Below are 18,902 nucleotides of genomic sequence, written 5' to 3' on the forward strand. Positions count from 1 at the left end.
GGTAAGCTCGCGCACCATGAAAACGCCTACTTCTCGCCCCGTAGTGCTGTGCCTGTCCGGTCACGACCCCAGTGGTGGTGCTGGCCTGCAAGCCGATATCGAAGCCCTGCTCGCCCAAGGCTGTCACGCCGCTCCTACCGTGACCGCGCTGACCGTGCAGGACACCGTCAATGTTTCCGACTTCCGCGTGCTCGACCGCGACTGGGTCTTGGCCCAGGCCAATGCGGTGATCAATGACCTGCCGGTCGAAGCCGTTAAGCTCGGCATGCTCGGCTCGGTCGAGATGGTCGAGACCGTGCTGCACATCATGCAGCGCTTACCCGGCATTCCGCTGGTCTGCGACCCGGTGCTGCGTGCCGGTGGTGGTGGCGCACTGGGCAAGGACGAAGTCGGTTATGCCATGCGCGAGCGCCTGCTGCCCGTTGCCACCATAGCCACGCCGAACCTACCGGAAGCGCGCATCCTCGCCGAGCTGCCCGAGGGTACGGCCGATGAGTGCGCCGAGAAGCTGCTGCCCTTCATCCAGCACCTGCTGATCACCGGCGGTCATGGCGATGAGCATGAAGTGCACAACCGCCTGTACAGCCGTGATGGCAGCCGCCACACCTTCACCTGCCAGCGCCTACCCGGCAGCTACCATGGCTCCGGCTGCACCCTGGCCAGTACCCTGGCCGGGCGCCTGGCACTGGGTCAGGAGTTGGTCAGCGCCGTGCAATTTGCCCTCGACTACACCTGGCGCACCCTGCGCGATGCCGAACAGCCTGGCCACGGCCAGTTTATTCCGCGTCGCCTGCCACTCGATCTTTCTTGATGAACGGCTGCTGTATGGAGCGCACCCCATGAAACTGCGTGGCCTGTATGCCATCACCGATAGCGAATTACTCAAGGGCAAGCTGCTGCCCTACGTCGAGGCGGCACTCAAGGGTGGCGCGACGCTGCTGCAGTACCGCGACAAATCCAGCGACGAAGCGCGGCGCCTACGCGAAGCAGAAGCCCTGCGCGAGCTGTGCAACCGCTATGGCGCTGCACTGATCATCAATGACGACGCCGAACTGGCGGCGCGCCTCGGCGTGGGCTTACACCTGGGGCAAGGCGATGGCTCGCTGTCCGTCGCCCGCGCCCTGCTCGGGCGCAAAGCAATTATCGGCGGCACCTGCCACGCCCAGCTGGAACTGGCCGAAGCCGCCGCCAAAGAAGGCGCCAGCTACGTCGCCTTCGGCCGCTTCTTCAATTCCAACACCAAGCCTGGCGTACCGGCGGCTGATGCCGAGCTGCTGACGGCGGCGAAAGCCAAGATCAACCTGCCGATTGTCGCCATCGGCGGCGTGACCCTGGACAACGCCCCTGAGCTGATTGCCCACGGTGCCAGCATGGTGGCCGTGGTGCACGGCCTGTTCGGGGCTGACTCGGCTGCCGAAGTCGAGCATCGCGCCCGCGCTTTTAGCGCCCTGTTTACCCAGAAATAAAGGCCTGGAGCCATTATTAACGTCGCACAGCGACGACCCGAAGGGTGGCCGCCAGGGATGGCAGGCCATAATTAATCCTTGTCAGGGGCAGCCCGGCTCGCCCCAACTCCCCGCTTGAGAGGCCCTGCCATGTCCCGTTCCGAAACCCTCTTCGCCAACGCGCAAAAGCACATCCCCGGTGGCGTCAACTCGCCGGTGCGCGCCTTCAAAAGCGTCGGTGGCACGCCGCTGTTCTTCAAGCATGCTGAAGGCGCCTACGTCACCGATGAAGACGACAAGCGCTACGTGGATTACGTCGGCTCCTGGGGCCCGATGATCCTCGGCCACAGCCACCCGGAAGTCCTCGACGCAGTGCGCAACCAGTTGCAACACGGCCTGTCCTACGGCGCACCAACTGCCATGGAAACCGAGATGGCGGACCTGGTGTGCAGCCTGGTGCCGTCGATGGAAATGGTGCGCATGGTCAGCTCCGGCACCGAGGCGACCATGAGCGCCATTCGCCTGGCCCGTGGTTACACCGGCCGCGACAACATCATCAAATTCGAAGGCTGCTACCACGGCCACTCCGACAGCCTGCTGGTGAAAGCCGGCTCCGGCCTGCTAACCCAGGGCGTGCCGAGTTCGGCCGGCGTGCCGGCGGACTTCGCCAAACACACCCTGACCCTGCCCTTCAACGACCTGGCAGCGGTCGAGCAGATGCTCAGCGAAGTCGGTTCGAGCGTCGCCTGCATCATCGTCGAGCCGGTAGCCGGCAACATGAACTGCGTGCCGCCTGCACCGGGCTACCTGCTGGGTCTGCGCGAACAGTGCGACAAGCATGGCGTGGTGCTGATCTTCGACGAAGTGATGACCGGTTTCCGCGTCGCCCTCGGTGGTGCCCAGGCGTATTACGGCGTCACCCCGGACCTGACCACCTTCGGCAAGATCATCGGCGGCGGTATGCCGGTCGGCTGTTTCGGCGGCAAGCGCGAGATCATGCACTGCATCGCCCCGCTCGGCCCGGTGTACCAGGCCGGTACTCTGTCGGGTAACCCGCTGGCCATGGCCGCCGGTCTGACTACTTTGCGCCTGATCAAACGCCCGGGCTTCCACGCCGAGCTGACTGACTACACCAGCCGCATGCTACAGGGGCTGCAGGACCGCGCCGATGCGGCCGGCATCCCGTTTGTCACCACCCAAGCGGGCGGCATGTTCGGTCTGTATTTCAGCGGCGCCGACAATATCGTCACCTTTGACGATGTAATGGCCAGCGATGCCGAGCGCTTCAAGCGCTTCTTCCATTTGATGCTTGCTGGCGGCGTGTACCTGGCGCCGAGTGCTTTCGAGGCCGGCTTCACCTCCATCGCCCACAGCGATGCCGAGTTGAAGATCACCCTAGACGCCGCTGAACGGGCCTTTGCCGAGCTGAAGAACGCCTGATGCAGTACAGCACGGCACTCTCCGATGGCGTACTGGCTTTGGCCTGCCTGGCCTGCGCAATCGCCATCGGCAAAGCCCGCAGGCACTATGGCGAGGCCGATCAGCCCGCGCTGTTTTGCGCCCTGCTAGGGTTTCTCCTGCCGGCCGCTGCGGCGGCCGTTGGCGTGGTTCGCTTCGGCATCGACCCCGACGCTCAGGCCGCGCACCTGTGGTTAAGCCAAGCCAGCAGTTTTCTCGGCCTGCCGCTGCTTGGCGCAGCCGCACTGGCTTTGGGCCGAGGCTGGGAATGGAGTCGCGCCAACTGGGGACGCATCCTGCTCGGGCTGTGCGCCTTCTTCGAGCTGTTCCGGCAGATGAACCAGCTGGAGGATTATCGCCTGCTGCTCAACCTGGCAACCTTGCTGCTGATTCTCTACGCCGGTGCTGTGCAGTGGCCCAGACGCGCACCCCTGGCTTCGGCGATTACGGTGGTCGGGCTGTTTCTGCTGGCCGGCTTGGCCGTCGGCACCGAGGGCTTAATCGGTTCTTTACGCCGAGTCGACTTGTTCCACGCCCTGCTGACACCGGCCTACCCACTGCTGGCCTGGCTACTGTTGAGCCTGCCTGGCAGCGCAAAAAATGGCCGCACGGAAGAAAACCCGGTAAAGACTTTGTAAGAACGCCGCTGCTTATTTCATAATGTGATGGCTGCCGCGTTACGGCGGCCAGGCACATCGCCTGTTGTGCATCCCGAGGTAAACGGATTTTCATGAAACGCACCGGCCGCACCCTGTCTCTGGGCTGCCTGTTGCTCCTGCTGCCACTGCTTGCCTCGGCGAGCGGCAATTCCTTGCTGATCCCCGCGCTTGGCAGCTGCTCACTCAACACCGCCCCCGAAGAACTACCCGCTGCTGTCGAAGCCTGCGAGCAAGCTGCACTCAATGGCGATCTGCAGGCAGAGTTTGAACTGGGCGAGTTCTATTACGACGGCAAGCGTGTCGAACGTGATCTCAGCCAGGCGCTGAAATGGTTCGAGCAGGCCTCACTGCAAGGCCATGCGCAATCGCAGTACCGCCTGGGCATGATGTTTTTCCGCGGCGAAGGCGTACAAGCAAACGCCGTGCAGGCTTATATCGTGCTGAAGATGGCGGCGGTGAATGGCTCGGATGAAGCCATGGACAGCGCCGACCTGATTGCCGCGCAGATGCCCCGTGATGAGCTGGAGATCGCCAGCCAGGTGCTCGGGCAAATCTTCCGCAACTACCTGCTGGAGTTGCAGAACGCCGACACCCTTACCTCACCGTTCGCCCCGCTGCCCTGATTCAACCCATCTAACACGCTTAGACACTGTTTAAGATCTCGCGAGCTAGAGTCATGCAAGGCAAAAACAGACGAGGAAGCGGAGTGTACTTTTGTACATGAGCATTCTGAGGCTGTTTTTAACGCAGCAGGGCCGACGCGCAGCAGATCGTATGCAGGTCCTTACTTTTCCGGCATGGGCATAGGGAACGGCATCACGTTGCCGCCGCCCTTGGCTTCGCTGATCTTCGGCGTGCCCAGGCGCTCGACTTCGTCGATGCGGATGATCGCGTGCATGGGGATAAAACTGCGCACCACGCCATCGAACTGTGCCTTGAGCTTTTCCTCGCTGGGGTCGACGACCACCTGGGTGCGCTCGCCGAAGACGAACTCCTCCACTTCCAGAAAGCCCCACAGATCGCTTTGAAAGATCTGTTTGGCGTACATCTCGTACACCTGACCCTGGTTGAGGAAAATCACCTTGTAGATGGGTTCGCGCTTGCTCATGGCTATGCAGTTCGTACCGATGGGTTAATTGAAAGGGCGCGGATCATAGCATAGCCGCCTAGCAGCCAACGCTAGGAACCCTGGCACTAGCTCCCTATAATGCGCGGTTCTTCGAATCACCCTTTTTGAGCGCGCATGACCAAGAAGCTTTATATCGAAACCCACGGTTGCCAGATGAACGAGTACGATAGCTCGCGCATGATTGACCTGTTGGGCGAACATCAAGCCCTGGAAGTCACCGAGAAGGCCGCAGACGCTGACATCATCCTGCTCAACACCTGCTCGATCCGTGAAAAAGCCCAGGACAAGGTGTTCTCGCAACTCGGCCGCTGGCAAAAACTGAAAATTGCCAACCCCGACCTGGTGATTGGCGTCGGCGGCTGTGTAGCCAGCCAGGAAGGCGCGGCGATTCGTGATCGCGCGCCCTACGTCGACGTGGTTTTCGGCCCGCAGACCCTGCACCGCCTGCCGGAAATGATCGACGCCGCGCGCACCACCAAGATCGCCCAGGTCGACATCAGCTTCCCCGAGATCGAGAAATTCGACCGCCTACCCGAACCACGTGTCGACGGCCCCAGCGCCTACGTGTCGGTGATGGAAGGCTGCAGCAAGTACTGCACCTTCTGCGTGGTGCCCTATACCCGTGGCGAAGAAGTCAGCCGCCCCATGGCCGACGTGCTGGGTGAAATCATTCACCTGGCCGAACACGGCGTGCGCGAAATCACCCTGCTCGGGCAGAACGTCAACGGCTACCGTGGCGCAACCCAGAATGGGCAAATTGCTGACTTCGCCGAGCTGCTCTACGCCGTAGCGGCCATCGACGGTATCGACCGCATTCGCTACACCACCAGCCATCCGCTGGAGTTCTCCGACGCACTGATCCAGGCCCACGCCGAAATTCCCGAACTGGTGAAGTACCTGCACCTACCGGTGCAATCGGGGTCCGACCGCATTCTCGCAGCGATGAAGCGCAACCACACCGCACTGGAATACAAGTCGCGCATCCGCAAGCTGCGCGCCGCCGTGCCGGACATCCTGATCAGCTCGGACTTTATCGTTGGCTTCCCCGGTGAAACCGAGAAGGACTTCGAGCAGACCATGAAGCTGGTCGAGGATGTCGGTTTCGACTTCTGCTACTCCTTCGTCTACAGCGCGCGCCCTGGCACCCCGGCGGCCGACCTGCCCGATGACACCCCGCTGGAGCTGAAAAAACAGCGCCTGGCATTGCTGCAACACCGCATCACCCAGCAGGGCTTCGAAAATAGCCGACGCATGGCCGGCACTGTGCAGCGCATCCTGGTCAACGATTACTCGAAGAAGGACCCTGGCATGCTCCAGGGCCGCACCGAGAGCAATCGGGTGGTCAACTTCCGCAGCGACAACCCGCGCCTGATCGGCCAGTTTGTCGACGTGTATATCGACGAAGCCATGCCCAACTCGCTGCGCGGCACTTTGCTCAGCGAAACCGTCTGCAACTAAAGCCGCAGCGGCCCGAGCTTCCCCCTCGCGGCCGCTAGCGCTATTCTTCGTTTCACTACCCCAGCCGACTGGCGGCCATCACACGACCTTGAACGCACCCATAGAACCACTCCGCTTTATCCTTGAACCCTTTGAGGCTCGCCGCTTCGCTAACCTGTGCGGCCAATTTGATGAGCACCTGCGTCTGATCGAACAGCGCTTGGGCATCGAGTTGCGCAACCGCGGCAACCAGTTCGAACTGGTCGGCACCGCTGGCCAGACCCGCGCAGCCGAACAGCTGCTGCGCCGCCTCTACCGCGAAGCCGAAAACACCGAACTGTCGCCCGACCTGGTGCACCTGTTTCTGCAGGAGTCTGGCATCGAGGAAATGAGCAACCCGACCGTCGAAGCCAGCGTCGCCCTGCGCACCCGCAAAGGTATGATTCGCCCACGCGGCGCAAATCAGCAGCGCTACGTCAAAGCCATCCTCGACCACGACATCAACTTCGGCATCGGCCCAGCCGGCACGGGTAAAACCTACCTGGCGGTGGCCTGCGCCGTGGACGCCCTGGAGCGCGAGCAGATTCGCCGCATCCTGCTGGTACGCCCGGCGGTAGAGGCCGGCGAGAAGCTCGGTTTCCTCCCCGGCGACCTGTCGCAGAAGATCGACCCCTACCTGCGCCCGCTGTACGACGCGCTATACGAGATGCTCGGCTTCGAACAGGTGGCCAAGCTGATCGAGAAACAGGTGATCGAAGTCGCGCCACTGGCCTACATGCGCGGCCGCACCCTGAACAACAGCTTTATCATCCTCGACGAAAGCCAGAACACCACACTGGAACAGATGAAGATGTTCCTTACTCGCATCGGTTTCGGCTCCACCGCCGTGATCACCGGCGACATCACCCAGGTCGACCTGCCACGCGGCACCAAAAGCGGCCTGACCCACGTGATCGACGTGCTGCGTGACGTTCCGGGCATCAGCTTTACCCACTTCAAGCCCAAGGACGTGGTGCGCCACCCACTGGTGCAGCGCATCGTCGAAGCCTACGAGCGCTACGACAATCGCATGCACGGCAAGCTGGATGACGAGCAGGATGATCGCAATGCTTGAGCTTGACCTGCAGATCGCCAGCGACGCCGCCTCCCTGCCGAGCGAGGAGCAGTTTCGCGCCTGGTGCGAGATCGCCCTGCGCCAGCGCACCGCCGACTCCGAGCTGACCATTCGCCTGGTCGATGAAGCCGAAGGCCGCGAGCTCAATCACACCTGGCGTCATAAAGATTACGCCACCAACGTACTATCCTTCCCTGCCGATGTGCCGGACGAGATGCTGGATATACCGCTGCTCGGTGATCTGGTGATCTGCGTGCCAGTGGTTGAGCGCGAAGCCCAGGAACAAGCTAAAACCAGCGAAGCGCACTGGGCGCATCTGGTGATCCACGGTTGCCTGCACCTGCTTGGCTATGACCACATCGAGGATGAGGAAGCCGAGGAGATGGAAGCGCTGGAACGAGAATTGCTGGCTGAGTTGGGTCATCCCGACCCTTACGCCGACCACGAATAAATACCCCTCCACGCAAACCCAACTGAAATTACAAAAGGTTCCTGAGTAACCACCATGAGCGAAGACCGATCGAGCAACGAGCAGAAGTCCTGGTTTAACAGACTGACCCAGGCTTTTGCTCATGAGCCGAAAAACCGCAAGGAATTGCTGGAAGTGCTGCGCGAAGCGCATCAGAACAAGCTGCTCGACAGCGAAGCACTGGCCATCGTTGAAGGTGCAATTCAGGTCGCCGACCTGCAGGTTCGCGACATTATGGTGCCGCGCTCGCAGATGATGAGCATCAAGGCCAACCAGACGCCCAAGGAATTTCTGCCCTCGATTATCGAGGCCGCGCACTCGCGTTATCCCGTGGTGGGCGAGAGCCTCGACGATGTGGTTGGCATCCTCCTGGCCAAAGACCTGCTGCCGCTGATCCTCTCGGGCGAACAGCCCAACTTCAATATCAAGGACCTGCTGCGCCCGGCCACCTTCGTACCCGAGTCCAAGCGCCTCAATGTGCTGCTACGCGAGTTCCGCGCCAACCACAACCACATGGCCGTGGTGATCGATGAGTACGGCGGTGTTGCTGGCCTGGTGACCATCGAGGACGTGCTGGAGCAGATCGTCGGCGATATCGAAGACGAGCACGACGTGGAGGAAGACAGCTACGTCAAACCACTGCCTTCCGGCGATTTTCTGGTCAAGGCGCTGACGCCGATTGAAAGCTTCAACGAAGCCTTCGATACCGAATTCTCCGATGACGAGTTCGATACCGTCGGCGGTCTGGTGATGAGCGCCTTCGGCCACCTGCCCAAGCGCAACGAAGTCACCCAGATCGGCGAATTCCGCTTCCGCGTCCTCAACGCCGACAGTCGCCGCATCCATCTGCTGCGCCTGAGCCCGGTTAGTAATTGATCCAAAACCGGCCACCTCCAAGGGTGGCCGGTTCGCAACACTTCCCCCGCCTGCTCTGCCGCTTTACCCTTGCGCCACCTCAATCCAAGGACCTGCATGCAATGCACTGGATAACCCGACCTGGCTGGCCCGGCAACCTGATCGCGCTGTTGGCAGGCGCTATCACGCCCCTGGCGCTGGCGCCTTATGACCTGTGGCCGCTGGCCATCCTCTCCATCGCCCTGCTCTACCTCGGCCTGCGTGACCTCACGCCACGCCAGGCAGTGCTGCGTGGCTGGAGTTATGGCTTTGGCCTGTTCGCCGCCGGCACCAGCTGGGTGTACGTAAGCATCCACGATTACGGCGCGGCCTCGCCGCCCCTGGCGGTCTTTCTGACCCTACTGTTTGTCGGCGGCCTCGGTCTACTGTTCGCCCTTAGCGCCTGGGTCTGGACGCGCTGGCTACGCCGGGTCGAAGCACCGCTGGCCGACGCACTGGCCTTCGCTGCCCTGTGGCTGGCGCAGGAAGCCTTCCGCAGCTGGTTTCTCACTGGCTTCCCCTGGCTGTATGCCGGTTACAGCCAGCTGGATGGCCCGCTGGCTGGCCTAGCCCCGGTGGGCGGCGTGTGGCTGCTGTCGTTTGCCTTGGCGCTAAGCGCCGCGCTGCTGGTAAATCTGGCGCAACTGCGCGCGCGCAAGGCGTTTCTCGCCATCGGCGTGGTGCTGTTAGTCGCCCCGTGGATCGCCGGCCTCGCGCTCAAGAATCACGCATGGACCCAGCCGCTGGGCGAGCCGCTGAGCGTGTCGGCCATGCAGGGCAATATCGAACAGAACATGAAGTGGGACCCCGAGCAGCTCAACGCGCAGCTCGCGCTGTACCGCGACATGACCTTCAGCGCCAAACCGACCGACCTGATCGTCTGGCCGGAAACCGCCATCCCGGTGCTCAAGGACCGCGCTCAGGGCTACCTGGGCATGATCAATCGCTTCGCCAATGAGCGAAATGCCGCACTGATTACCGGCGTGCCGATTCGCCAAAGCAACGAGCGTGGCGAGCAGCGCTACTACAACGGCATCAGCGTGGTCGGCCAGGGCAGCGGCGATTACCTCAAGCAAAAGCTGGTGCCTTTCGGTGAATACGTGCCGCTGCAGGAAGTGCTGCGCGGGTTGATCGCCTTCTTCGACCTGCCGATGTCCGACTTCGCCCGCGGCTCCGCCGAGCAGAGCCTGTTGCAAGCCAAGGGCCATTCGATTGCCGCGTTTATCTGCTACGAAGTGGTCTACCCGGAATTTTCCGCCGGCCTGGCCGCGCAGAGCGACCTGCTACTGACCATCAGCAACGACACCTGGTTCGGCCGCTCCATCGGCCCGCTGCAGCACTTGCAGATGGCGCAGATGCGCGCCCTAGAAGCCGGTCGCTGGATGATCCGCGCGACCAACAACGGCGTCACCGCGCTGATCGACCCGCAAGGCCAGATCACCACACAACTGCCGCAGTTCGAACAGGCAGTGCTCTATGGCCAGGTGCAACCGATGCAGGGGCTCACGCCTTATCTGCAGTGGCGTGGTTGGCCCATGCTGATTATCTGCCTGGGGCTATTTGCCTGGGCGTTGATGGCCAGCCGTATGGCTAAAACGCTTTAACGACGAAAAAATCGGTAGAACTCGCGCAGCTCAGCCTGCGCATCGCCGATGCTGACCGGGGTGAAGCGCAGCGGATGGTGCGCCGGGCATTGCGCAAGGCGTCCCTGATCGAGCGGATGCAACCAACCGAGCAGCGGGTATCCGCCCATGCTCTGGTGGTCGGCCTGCAGGATAATCGGCTGGCCATCCGGCGGCACCTGAATCGCCCCCCGGCCAACCCCCAATGACCACAGCCGCACAGGCGGCTGCACGGCCTCACCGAGCAGCCGCGCGCCCATGCGATCGGAGTGCGGGCTGAGCTGCCAGGTCTGGGCGAAAAAGCCCTGCAACTGGTCTTCCTCGAAACTCGCCGCATCGCCGCCGGTAATTACCCGCAGTAAAGGTTTGCAGCGGTAATCCGGCAGGTAGGGCCAGGGCACGCTGGCGCCGCGGGTGAAGTGCGCAGGCCGACAAGCCAGCAGATCCCCGGCCTGCACCGCCTGCCCCAGCCCTTCGCGCAGCTGCACGCTGACGCTGCCCAACACCGGTGCGGCGATAAAGCCGCCGGCAACCGCCAGATAGGCGCGCTGACCACTGCGGGCAAAGCACAGACGCAGCAGTTGGCCTTTTCGCAGCGGCAAGCGCGTCCACAAGGGCTGCGGCTGATCATCCAGGCTCAGCGGCACCTGGGCGCCGCACACCGCCACCCAGGTGTCGACCTCGGCCTGCAACTCAACGCCGCCCAGGGCGATTTCCAGCAGCGGCGTGCCCCAGGGATTGTTCAGCAGATGATTGGCCCAGGCCGCGCCGTGCCAATCCAGAGGCCCGGCGGGCGATACGCCCAGGTGTTGCCAGCCGCGCCGCCCAGCATCCTGCAACAGGCTTTGCGGCCCTGGCTTGAGCACGCGCAGGCCGCTCATAGCTGACCGCCTTCGCGAATAAAATCGCGCTCATCAATGCTGCGAAAACGCACCCGGTCACCCAACGCCAGCGGACAGGGCGGCGTGCGCGCGGCGTCGAACAACGACCAGGGGCAACGGCCGATCAGATGCCAGCCGCCGGGCGAGCTGTGTGGATAGATCGCTGTTTGCCGCTCGGCAATCGCCAGACTCCCGGCCGGTACGGCAATGCGCGGGGTAGCGCGACGCGGCAAGGCCAGGCGCGCATCCAGCTCACCGAGGTAGGCAAAGCCCGGAGCAAAACCAATCGAGCCAACGCGGTACTCGCTCGCGGCATGCAGTTCGATCACCTGAGCGCCGCTCAGCTGACACAGACGCGCGACCTCGGCGAGGTCTTCACCGTTATACAAGATAGGGATTTCATGCAGCCGCCCGGCCTGTGCAACAAAGGGCTCGGCGAGCCAGTGCTCCAGCAGCGGCTTGAGCCGCTCGGCCAATTCCAAGTGATCGGTGCGCATCAGGTCGTAGTGCAATAACAGGCTGGTCCAGCCCGGCACCAGATCAGTCAGCACTTCACCCAACTCGCCACGGATACGCTCGGCCAACAGGGCGACCCGTTGCGGCAACTGCGCATCCGGCTGCTCGGCCAGCACCAGCAGCAGCGCTTCGGCACCGGCCGGTTCGAGGCGGATCATAGGGCGTCCAGGCTGGCCCGCAAACGCCGCAATACGGCCAGGGAGTCGGCGTTATCGCCATGCACGCACAGGCTGTCGGCGCGCAGCTGCAGCGGCTTGCCATCGATATCGGCAAACGGCTCACCCTGAGCAATCGCCAGGGCCTGCTGGAAAATCCGCTGCGGATCATGGTGCACCGCGCCGCTCAAACGCCGGGGTGCCAACTGCCCGTCGGCCAGATAGGCACGGTCGGCAAAGGCCTCGAACATCAACGGCACATCGGCGGCATCGGCCAGGCGCAGCTCACGGCTGTTGTCGGCCAGCGCCAGCACCATCAGCGGCAAGCCCTTGCGGTAACTGGCGCAGGCCTCAAGCACCGCGTTGAACAGCGCATCGTCACGCACAAGGTCGTTGTAAAGCGCGCCATGCGGTTTGACGTAGGCCAACTGGATGCCGGCCGCGCGGCAGAAGGCATCCAGCGCGCCGAGCTGATAAAGCACCAGCGCGGTGACCTCCTCTGGCGAGCAAGCGATATGCCGACGGCCGAAACCGAGCAAATCCGGATAGGCCGGGTGCGCACCAATGCTCACCCCATGCTGCACCGCCAGGGCGACGGTGCGTTGCATGGTCAGCGGGTCGGACGCATGAAAGCCACACGCCAGGTTGGCCTGATCAACCAGCGGCATCGCATGCACGTCATCGCCCATGCGCCAAACGCCGAAGCTTTCACCCATGTCGCAGTTCAGCAGGATTTTTTTCATGCCGACAAGCTTAGTGGTGCATTACCGCTGCGGGAAGCCTGGCCGCGTTAATACACGTCGCGGCGATAGCGCCCCTCTTCGCGCAGGGCCGTGACAGCGGATCCGCCGAGCAACTCATGCAACACCGCATCCACCCCAGCCGCCATACCGTCGAGGCTGCCGCAGACGTAGATTGCAGCGCCCTCGGCCAGCCACTCACGCAGCTGCTCGGCGGACTCACGCAGGTGATCCTGCACGTAGACCTTGGCGGCCTGATCGCGGGAAAAGGCCAGGTCCAAGCGCGCCAACTCACCGGTAGCCAGCCAGCCCTGCAACTCAGCCTGGCAGTAGAAGTCATGCGCCGCATTACGCTCGCCGAACAGCAGCCAGTTTTGCCGATGCCCGGCGATGATCCGCGCCTTGAGCAGGCTGCGCAGCCCGGCCAGGCCGGTGCCGTTGCCGATCAGGAGCAGCGGTCGATCATCTTCGGGGGCATGGAAGGCGCTGTTACGCCGTACCCGCGCCAGCAACTGGCCCTGCAGCGCCGCGCCTTCCGTCAACCAACCGGAGCCAAGCCCGAGCGAGCCATCGCGATGCCGCTCCTGGCGGACTATCAGCTCCAGCTCGCCGTCGCTGGGCAAGGAGGCGATCGAGTATTCGCGCGCAGCGAGCGGCACCAGCGCATCCAGCATGGCCTGGGCGTGCAAGCCGACCAGGTGGGTGAACTGCTCGGGTAGCTGCTTGCCGCGCAGCGACTGCTGCAGCGACTGCGTCAGGCCATCGAGGCTGACCGTCTGGTTGCCGTCCAGCGCATGGGCCTGCAACCAGGCCTGCACGGTGGCATCGCTATGGCGCGGCGGTACGTCGAGAATATCGCCGGCACTCCAGTCGACCGGCTGTTCAGCACGCAGTGCCAGCAGGTATGTCGGCGCACCCTGACTACCCGGATTAAGCAGCTCGCGACGCGTTAGTGTCCACAGGCAGGGCGGCGTGTCCGCTTGAGGCAGCGGCTGGGCGCCTGTCAGCTCACCGAGTTGGCGTTGCCAGTGGGCCAAGGCTGTCGCATCGGCAGCGTCGACCTGCACCGGCTCGAACAAACTGCGCGCCCCCTGCTGAGTCAGCCAGCCGTGGACCCGCTGGGCAAAGCCACAGAAGTGCTGATACTGGCGATCCCCCAGGGCGAGCATGGCATACCGCAGATTAGGCAGATGCAACGCCTGCCCCAGCAGCCTGCGCTCGAAGCCGCGCGCACTGTCCGGCGCCTCGCCATCGCCAAAGGTGCTGAGCACAAACAGCGCGTTGTGCGCCTGGCGCAGCATCTGCTCGTTGAGTTTGGCCAAGGGCTGCACGCTGACGGCAAGGCCGGCGGACTGCAACTGGCCGGCGGTTTGCCAGGCCAGCTGTTCGGCAAAACCACTCTGACTGGCAAAGCCAATCAGCCACCCCTCGCCCAGCCCCGTGCTTGGTTGTAACGCACCACGCGCCTTGAGCATCGCGCGTTTTTTACGCCGACGATCCAAGTAGAGCAACCAGCCAGTGATGGCGAACAACGGCATCGCCAGGCTGGCAAGCATCATCAGAATGCGCCCGGTCAGGCCGAAATAGCTGCCCACATGCAAGGCATACACACTGGTCAACAGTTGATCGCCAAAGCTCTGTTGCTCGTAGCGCGTGTGCTTACCTGCCTCGCCGCTTAAAGGGTCGAGCGCCAGTTGGTTGAAAGCACGGTCGTGCGGTGCATCATCACGCTGGTAGAATACGGCCACGGGCTGCCCAGCCACTGGCGGCAAGCGCAGGTTGTAGCTGCTCAACTGACTGCCGGCCTCACGCTGCAGGCCTTCCCAGACGGCGTGGTAGTTCACTATCGGCAACTCGCCGGCCGGTGGCGGGCCGCGCTTGCCTCCGCGCTGCTGACCACCAGGCTCAACGCTAAGTAACGCGGTTGCACCTTCACGGTACCAGTCATATGACCAATACAGCCCTGTAAGCGCCGCCAGCAGGTATAGCGCCAGGCACCAGGTGCCGGCCACCGCGTGCAGATCCCAGTTGAAGCTGCGGCCCTTGCGCGCCCAATCCAGAGTCAGCCAGGCACGCCAGCTGCCCGCCTGACGCGGCCACCGCAGGTAAAGCCCCGAAAGGCAGAAGAACACCAGTATCAATGTGCTGGCTGCGGTGATCTGCTTGCCGTATTCCCCCATGGCGAGGAAACGGTGCAGCCTCAGCATCAGGTCGAAGAACCCTTGCCCGCGTGGCTCAGCTAGCAATTCACCGCTGTAACCATCGAAGTAACGCGACGGCCCACGACGCTCGCCAGGCGGCGGTGCGAAAAACACCCGCGCAGCCCGGTCACCCTCGACCTCCAACCACAGGCCGACCACCCGCTGCTGGCTGGCCGCTTCGAGTTTAGGCACCAGCTCGGCGGGCGACAGCGTGCCACTGTCACGCACCTCAACCTTCAGCACATCGGGGTTGAGCGCACGCATCAGCTCATCCTGAAACGAGTAGGCCGCACCCGTAACACCCATCAAGGCCAACACCAAGCCGGCTGTGATACCGAACAGCCAATGCAGCTGGAACAGAATTTTCTTTAACACGGGAAACTCGATCACCGGCGTTGAACACAGGCAGTCGCACTACAAACCGGCAACGGCCAAAGAGAAGCAATTCTATTTAATAATTTGTTTCAATAACCAGCCATCTGCCGACCTTTACCGACTCTTTACCCAAGGTGAGCGCTCACACAAACGGCCCTAAAGCCGTGATTCGTTGAACGACACGGACGATTCAAGCCTGCGTTAAGCCGAGCAGCTCACTCGCGCGGCGACGGCTGCGACAACCATTCACTCGGCGCACATCCCGCCACAGCTGTTTGCAACAGTTAGCGGTCAGCGAACGCACAAAAACCCTGCACATACTCGAGCAGGGTTTTCTCAATCGGCTGGCAGGCTGGCTTACGCAGCCTGCCTGCCGCTTGGCGTGGCTAGAAGCGGTATGTGGCCGACAGAACTGCCGAACGCGCATCACCGTATTCGATAGCCGAAGAACGGGTATTGAGGCCGACGTTCTGGCGCACGCTCTGCACATAGTCCTTATCGAACAGGTTGTTCATGTTCAGCTGCAGGTCGAGCTCCTTGTTGACCTGATAACCGAGCATGGCGTTGTGCACCCAGTAGGCATCCAGTTTGGCGTTATCACTGGAGGTCACGTTACGCTCGCTGGCATAACGCGCGCCGTAACCGAGACGCCAGCCGGCTGGCAGCTCGTAGGTGGTCCACAGGTTGAACGAGCGCGGCGGCGTGTTGCCCAGCGCCTGACCTTCACGGGCAATACCGGCAGCAGTATCTGCAGCCTTGAGAGTTTCGCTGTCGAGGAAGGTGTAGTTGGCGTAGACGTTCCACTGATCGGTAATACGACCGGTCACACCAAATTCGACGCCCTGCACACGCTGCTCACCCGCCAGCTGGGTAGAGCCATCGACCATGGTTTCGCGGGCATTGGTCTTCTCCACGCGGAACACTGCGGCATCGAGTTGCAAGCGGCTGTTGAGCAGCTCCCACTTTGTGCCCAGCTCCCAGGTTTCGTTCTCTTCCGGAGCCAGATCAGCAGCCGCAGCGTTCAGCGCACCGGAGGATGCCAGTGCTTCGGCGGCCGGGTTGAAGGAAGTGCCGTAAGCCAGGTAGATGCGGCCATTTGCGGCTGGTTTGTACACCACACCGGCACGCCCGCTGAGTTCCTTGTCACGCGAATCCAGGCGCGTCCCGGTGCCAGCTGGCAGCGCTACGTTCTTCGAGTCACCTTTGATCCAGTCATAACGCAGACCTAGACTCAGGTCCCACTGCTCATTCAGGGCAATGGTATCGAACACATAGACCGCTTCGTTTTCCAACAGAGTGCTGGTTTCAGCGGAGCGGGCTTTGTTGATCGACCCGGTGTAATAACCCGGCGGGTTACCCAGATCGAAGCTGCGGCCGGCGAAATCCAAGCCATAGCTATAAGTGTTGCGATCGTAATCTTCACGCGAAATCTCCACACCACTAACCAGGGTGTGGCCCAGGCCGAAGGTGTCGAAATATGCGGTCAGGTTGGTCTGGTTGATCCACATCTCGCTGGTCACATCACGGCCATAACCCTGCGGGCCTGCCGGACGATAGCGACCAGGCGGGGCGACGGCCAGGTTGACGTGGGATGCAGAAATGACCGTATCACGCTTAACCTGGCTGTAACGGCTGAGGTTCTGCAGGCGCAGGCTGTCGCTGAAATCGTGTTCGAATTTGACGGTGAAGGCATCGGTCTGGATCTCTTCCTTGTCGATGTTCTTCCAGCCGAAAAACGCATCGCGATCTACACCAGCCAAGCGCTTGCCATCGAAGGCGGGCACGCCGTAGTCCGGCAAATTGTCATCGTTCTGATGCAGGTAGCTGAGGGTCAAACGCGTCGAATCGCTCAGGCCCAACAGCAGCGACGGCGCGATGCCCCAACGCTGACGATCCACATAGTCGCGGCCTGGTACATCGTTCTCATGGGCCATCAGGTTAAGACGCATGGCGCTGCCGGTACCCACGCCATCCAGGGTCTGGTTGGAGTCCAGGGTCAGGCGGTGATAGTTGTCGGTGCCCAGGCTGGCGCCAATTTCAGTGAAGTCACGCTGGAGCGGCTGTTTGCTGACCTGGTTGATGCTGCCGCCAGTGGTGCCGGAACCACCGAATACCGAGTTGGGGCCCTTGATGACTTCAACGGCTTCGATATTGAAGGTATCGGTACGGTTGTTCTGCGAGCTGTCACGCAGGCCGTCGATCTGCATGTTGGCGTTGGCACTGAAGCCACGGATGTTGATGCTGTCGCCCGAGCCACCACCGCCCTCACCGGCGTTGAAGGTGATGCCGGAAACGTTGGCCAGCACTTCTTTCATGCTCAGGGCTTTCTGCTCTTTAAGCAGCGCCTGCGGTACCACGGTGATGGTCTGCGGGGTATCGAGTAGCGGCACAGCGTACTTGGCCGACGCCGAGCTTTCGGTCTTGTAGTCTTCGGTTTGCTCACCTTTGACCGTTACGCTGCCCAGCTCAACCGGTGTCTTGGCTTTTTGCGGCGCTTGCTCAGCGGCCAGGCCTGCGCCCGCCCAAGAGGCGATGACCAGACCAATGGCCGAAGCCAGAACACGACGCTGCGGCAGACTGCCGGCTTTTTTACCCATACCCATGAGAACCACCCCCAGATAAAAACGAGGCGTGATTCTAATTGATAACTATTATCAAGCAATAGGTATTTACACCTTAATTCGTATTTAGTTCCCTCCTCGTGGTTTTTTGTCCAGCAGGCACTCGCTTCCAATACTGGCCAGATCACGACAGCCCGTCAGCGCCATCGCCACTTCCAATTCAGCGCGCAACAGCTGTACCACATGCGCCACCCCGCTCGCCCCGGCGGCTGCCAGGCCATACACATAGGGTCGCCCGACCAGCACGGCATCAGCGCCCAAGGCCAACGCCTTGAACACATCCGTGCCACGGCGAATACCGCCATCGAGCAGCAGCGGCACCTGCCCCTGCACCGCAGCAGCAATTTCCGCCAGTACCTCGATGGTTGCGGGCTGGCCGTCCAAAGTCCGTCCGCCATGATTGGAGACAATGATGCCGTCGACGCCTTCGGCCACTGCACGCCGCGCATCCTCGGCAGTCATCACGCCCTTGAGCAGGATCGGCAGACGCGTCAATGAACGCAGCCATTGCACATCCGCCCAGCCTGGCGCTGCCGCAAGCAACGCACCACCGAGCAGCAAACCACCGCTAGGCGGAGCTTCCTCACGCAATGGCTGCATGCCGCGCAGATTGACCGCCTCAATGCCCCCGGGCAGACAAAAGCCCGCGCGCTGTTCGCGGTTGCGCATGCCGTTGACCGGCGCATCCACCGTCAACACCAGCGCCTGATAACCCGCCGCTTCGGCGCGCCTGACTAACGCTTCAGTAAAGGTTCGATCAGGTTGGATATACAGCTGAAACCACAGCGGGTTATGCGCCTGCTCGGCCACGGCTTCAAGGGACACACTGGCCTGGGTGCTCAGCACCATGCCGGCCTGCACAGCCGACGCAGCCAGCACCGTAGCCAGCTCACCCTCGGCATGCGCCAACTGCTGATACGCCACCGGCGCGAGGAAAATCGGATGAGTAAAGGTCTGACCGAACAACTGCAGATGGGTGTTACCACCACTGAGATCGGCCAACACCCGCGTACGCAGACGAATACGCTGAAACGCTGCCTGATTTTCCGCCAGGGTCAGCTCATCAGCCGCGCCGCCCGCTATATAGGCCCAGGCCTGGGCGCTCATGCGCTCGCGGGCCAAGGGTTCATAGTCAGCCACGGCAGCAACACTTGGCGGAATCTGCGTCAGTTTTGGTAACGGCATG

The 18,902-nt window shown here is 62.3% G+C and carries 17 protein-coding genes; 10 read left to right on the forward strand and 7 right to left on the reverse strand.

From position 1 onward, the window contains the following. The first annotated feature begins 16 nt into the window (after positions 1 to 16). From HCI85_RS05020 to HCI85_RS05040, 5 genes are all read left to right on the forward strand, one after another. The gene (locus HCI85_RS05020; protein ID WP_090251242.1) at positions 17 to 811 is read left to right on the forward strand and encodes a hydroxymethylpyrimidine/phosphomethylpyrimidine kinase; all 795 of its coding nucleotides are present in this window, start codon (positions 17 to 19) and stop codon (positions 809 to 811) included. 28 nt (positions 812 to 839) lie between these two features. Then, the gene (thiE, locus tag HCI85_RS05025; RefSeq protein WP_167142594.1) at positions 840 to 1,466 is read left to right on the forward strand and encodes a thiamine phosphate synthase; all 627 of its coding nucleotides are present in this window, start codon (positions 840 to 842) and stop codon (positions 1,464 to 1,466) included. A 129-nt stretch (positions 1,467 to 1,595) separates the two neighbouring features. Continuing rightward, positions 1,596 to 2,885: a glutamate-1-semialdehyde 2,1-aminomutase gene (gene hemL / locus HCI85_RS05030; RefSeq protein WP_167142597.1), complete on the forward strand. Its 1,290-nt coding sequence runs from the start codon at positions 1,596 to 1,598 to the stop codon at positions 2,883 to 2,885. Then, the gene (locus HCI85_RS05035; RefSeq protein WP_167142600.1) at positions 2,885 to 3,541 is read left to right on the forward strand and encodes a hypothetical protein; all 657 of its coding nucleotides are present in this window, start codon (positions 2,885 to 2,887) and stop codon (positions 3,539 to 3,541) included. The genes hemL and HCI85_RS05035 overlap by 1 nt, the downstream gene beginning before the upstream one ends. Positions 3,542 to 3,633: 92 nt before the next feature. After that, the gene (locus HCI85_RS05040; RefSeq protein WP_090249223.1) at positions 3,634 to 4,185 is read left to right on the forward strand and encodes a tetratricopeptide repeat protein; all 552 of its coding nucleotides are present in this window, start codon (positions 3,634 to 3,636) and stop codon (positions 4,183 to 4,185) included. A 161-nt stretch (positions 4,186 to 4,346) separates the two neighbouring features. Here the strand turns inward: HCI85_RS05040 and HCI85_RS05045 are convergent, their stop codons facing one another. Beyond that, positions 4,347 to 4,670: a DUF1820 family protein gene (locus HCI85_RS05045; RefSeq protein WP_167142603.1), complete on the reverse strand. Its 324-nt coding sequence runs from the start codon at positions 4,668 to 4,670 to the stop codon at positions 4,347 to 4,349. A 135-nt stretch (positions 4,671 to 4,805) separates the two neighbouring features. Between HCI85_RS05045 and miaB the strand changes: the two genes are divergently transcribed. The 5 genes from miaB (at position 4,806) to lnt (ending at position 10,209) form a co-directional block, all read left to right on the forward strand. Beyond that, on the forward strand, positions 4,806 to 6,149 hold the full coding sequence (miaB, locus tag HCI85_RS05050) for a tRNA (N6-isopentenyl adenosine(37)-C2)-methylthiotransferase MiaB (protein ID WP_167142606.1): 1,344 nt from the start codon (positions 4,806 to 4,808) through the stop codon (positions 6,147 to 6,149). Positions 6,150 to 6,237: 88 nt separating this feature from the next. Then, positions 6,238 to 7,242 (forward strand): PhoH family protein, encoded by a 1,005-nt coding sequence (locus tag HCI85_RS05055; RefSeq protein WP_167142609.1) that lies wholly within the window; start codon positions 6,238 to 6,240, stop codon positions 7,240 to 7,242. Further along, a complete protein-coding gene (gene ybeY, locus HCI85_RS05060; RefSeq protein WP_167142612.1) occupies positions 7,235 to 7,693 on the forward strand; it encodes an rRNA maturation RNase YbeY in 459 nt (152 codons plus the stop codon). Before HCI85_RS05055 ends, ybeY begins: the two co-directional genes overlap by 8 nt. Before the next feature lie 54 nt (positions 7,694 to 7,747). Next, a complete protein-coding gene (locus tag HCI85_RS05065; protein ID WP_090249233.1) occupies positions 7,748 to 8,587 on the forward strand; it encodes an HlyC/CorC family transporter in 840 nt (279 codons plus the stop codon). Positions 8,588 to 8,688: 101 nt separating this feature from the next. Next, positions 8,689 to 10,209 (forward strand): apolipoprotein N-acyltransferase, encoded by a 1,521-nt coding sequence (lnt, locus tag HCI85_RS05070; RefSeq protein ID WP_167142615.1) that lies wholly within the window; start codon positions 8,689 to 8,691, stop codon positions 10,207 to 10,209. Here lnt and HCI85_RS05075 read toward each other — a convergent pair. From HCI85_RS05075 to HCI85_RS05100, 6 genes are all read right to left on the reverse strand, one after another. Then, complete coding sequence (locus HCI85_RS05075; RefSeq protein WP_167142618.1) at positions 10,206 to 11,108, reverse strand: 5-oxoprolinase subunit C family protein; 903 nt, start codon at positions 11,106 to 11,108, stop codon at positions 10,206 to 10,208. The genes lnt and HCI85_RS05075 overlap by 4 nt on opposite strands. Beyond that, positions 11,105 to 11,782: a 5-oxoprolinase subunit PxpB gene (pxpB, locus tag HCI85_RS05080; protein ID WP_167142621.1), complete on the reverse strand. Its 678-nt coding sequence runs from the start codon at positions 11,780 to 11,782 to the stop codon at positions 11,105 to 11,107. The genes HCI85_RS05075 and pxpB overlap by 4 nt, the downstream gene beginning before the upstream one ends. After that, positions 11,779 to 12,522: a 5-oxoprolinase subunit PxpA gene (locus HCI85_RS05085; protein WP_167142624.1), complete on the reverse strand. Its 744-nt coding sequence runs from the start codon at positions 12,520 to 12,522 to the stop codon at positions 11,779 to 11,781. Before HCI85_RS05085 ends, pxpB begins: the two co-directional genes overlap by 4 nt. Before the next feature lie 47 nt (positions 12,523 to 12,569). After that, entirely contained in the window at positions 12,570 to 15,095 is a 2,526-nt protein-coding gene (locus HCI85_RS05090) for a PepSY domain-containing protein (protein WP_167142627.1), read from the reverse strand. 386 nt (positions 15,096 to 15,481) lie between these two features. Then, entirely contained in the window at positions 15,482 to 17,692 is a 2,211-nt protein-coding gene (locus HCI85_RS05095) for a TonB-dependent receptor (RefSeq protein ID WP_167144280.1), read from the reverse strand. A 90-nt stretch (positions 17,693 to 17,782) separates the two neighbouring features. Continuing rightward, positions 17,783 to 18,901, reverse strand: a complete 1,119-nt coding sequence (locus tag HCI85_RS05100; RefSeq protein ID WP_167142630.1) for an alpha-hydroxy acid oxidase — start codon at positions 18,899 to 18,901, stop codon at positions 17,783 to 17,785. Position 18,902 lies beyond the last annotated feature (1 nt).

The sequence above is a fragment of the Pseudomonas sp. OTU750018 genome (assembly GCF_011636575.1).
GTDB classification, from domain to species: domain Bacteria; phylum Pseudomonadota; class Gammaproteobacteria; order Pseudomonadales; family Pseudomonadaceae; genus Aquipseudomonas; species Aquipseudomonas peli.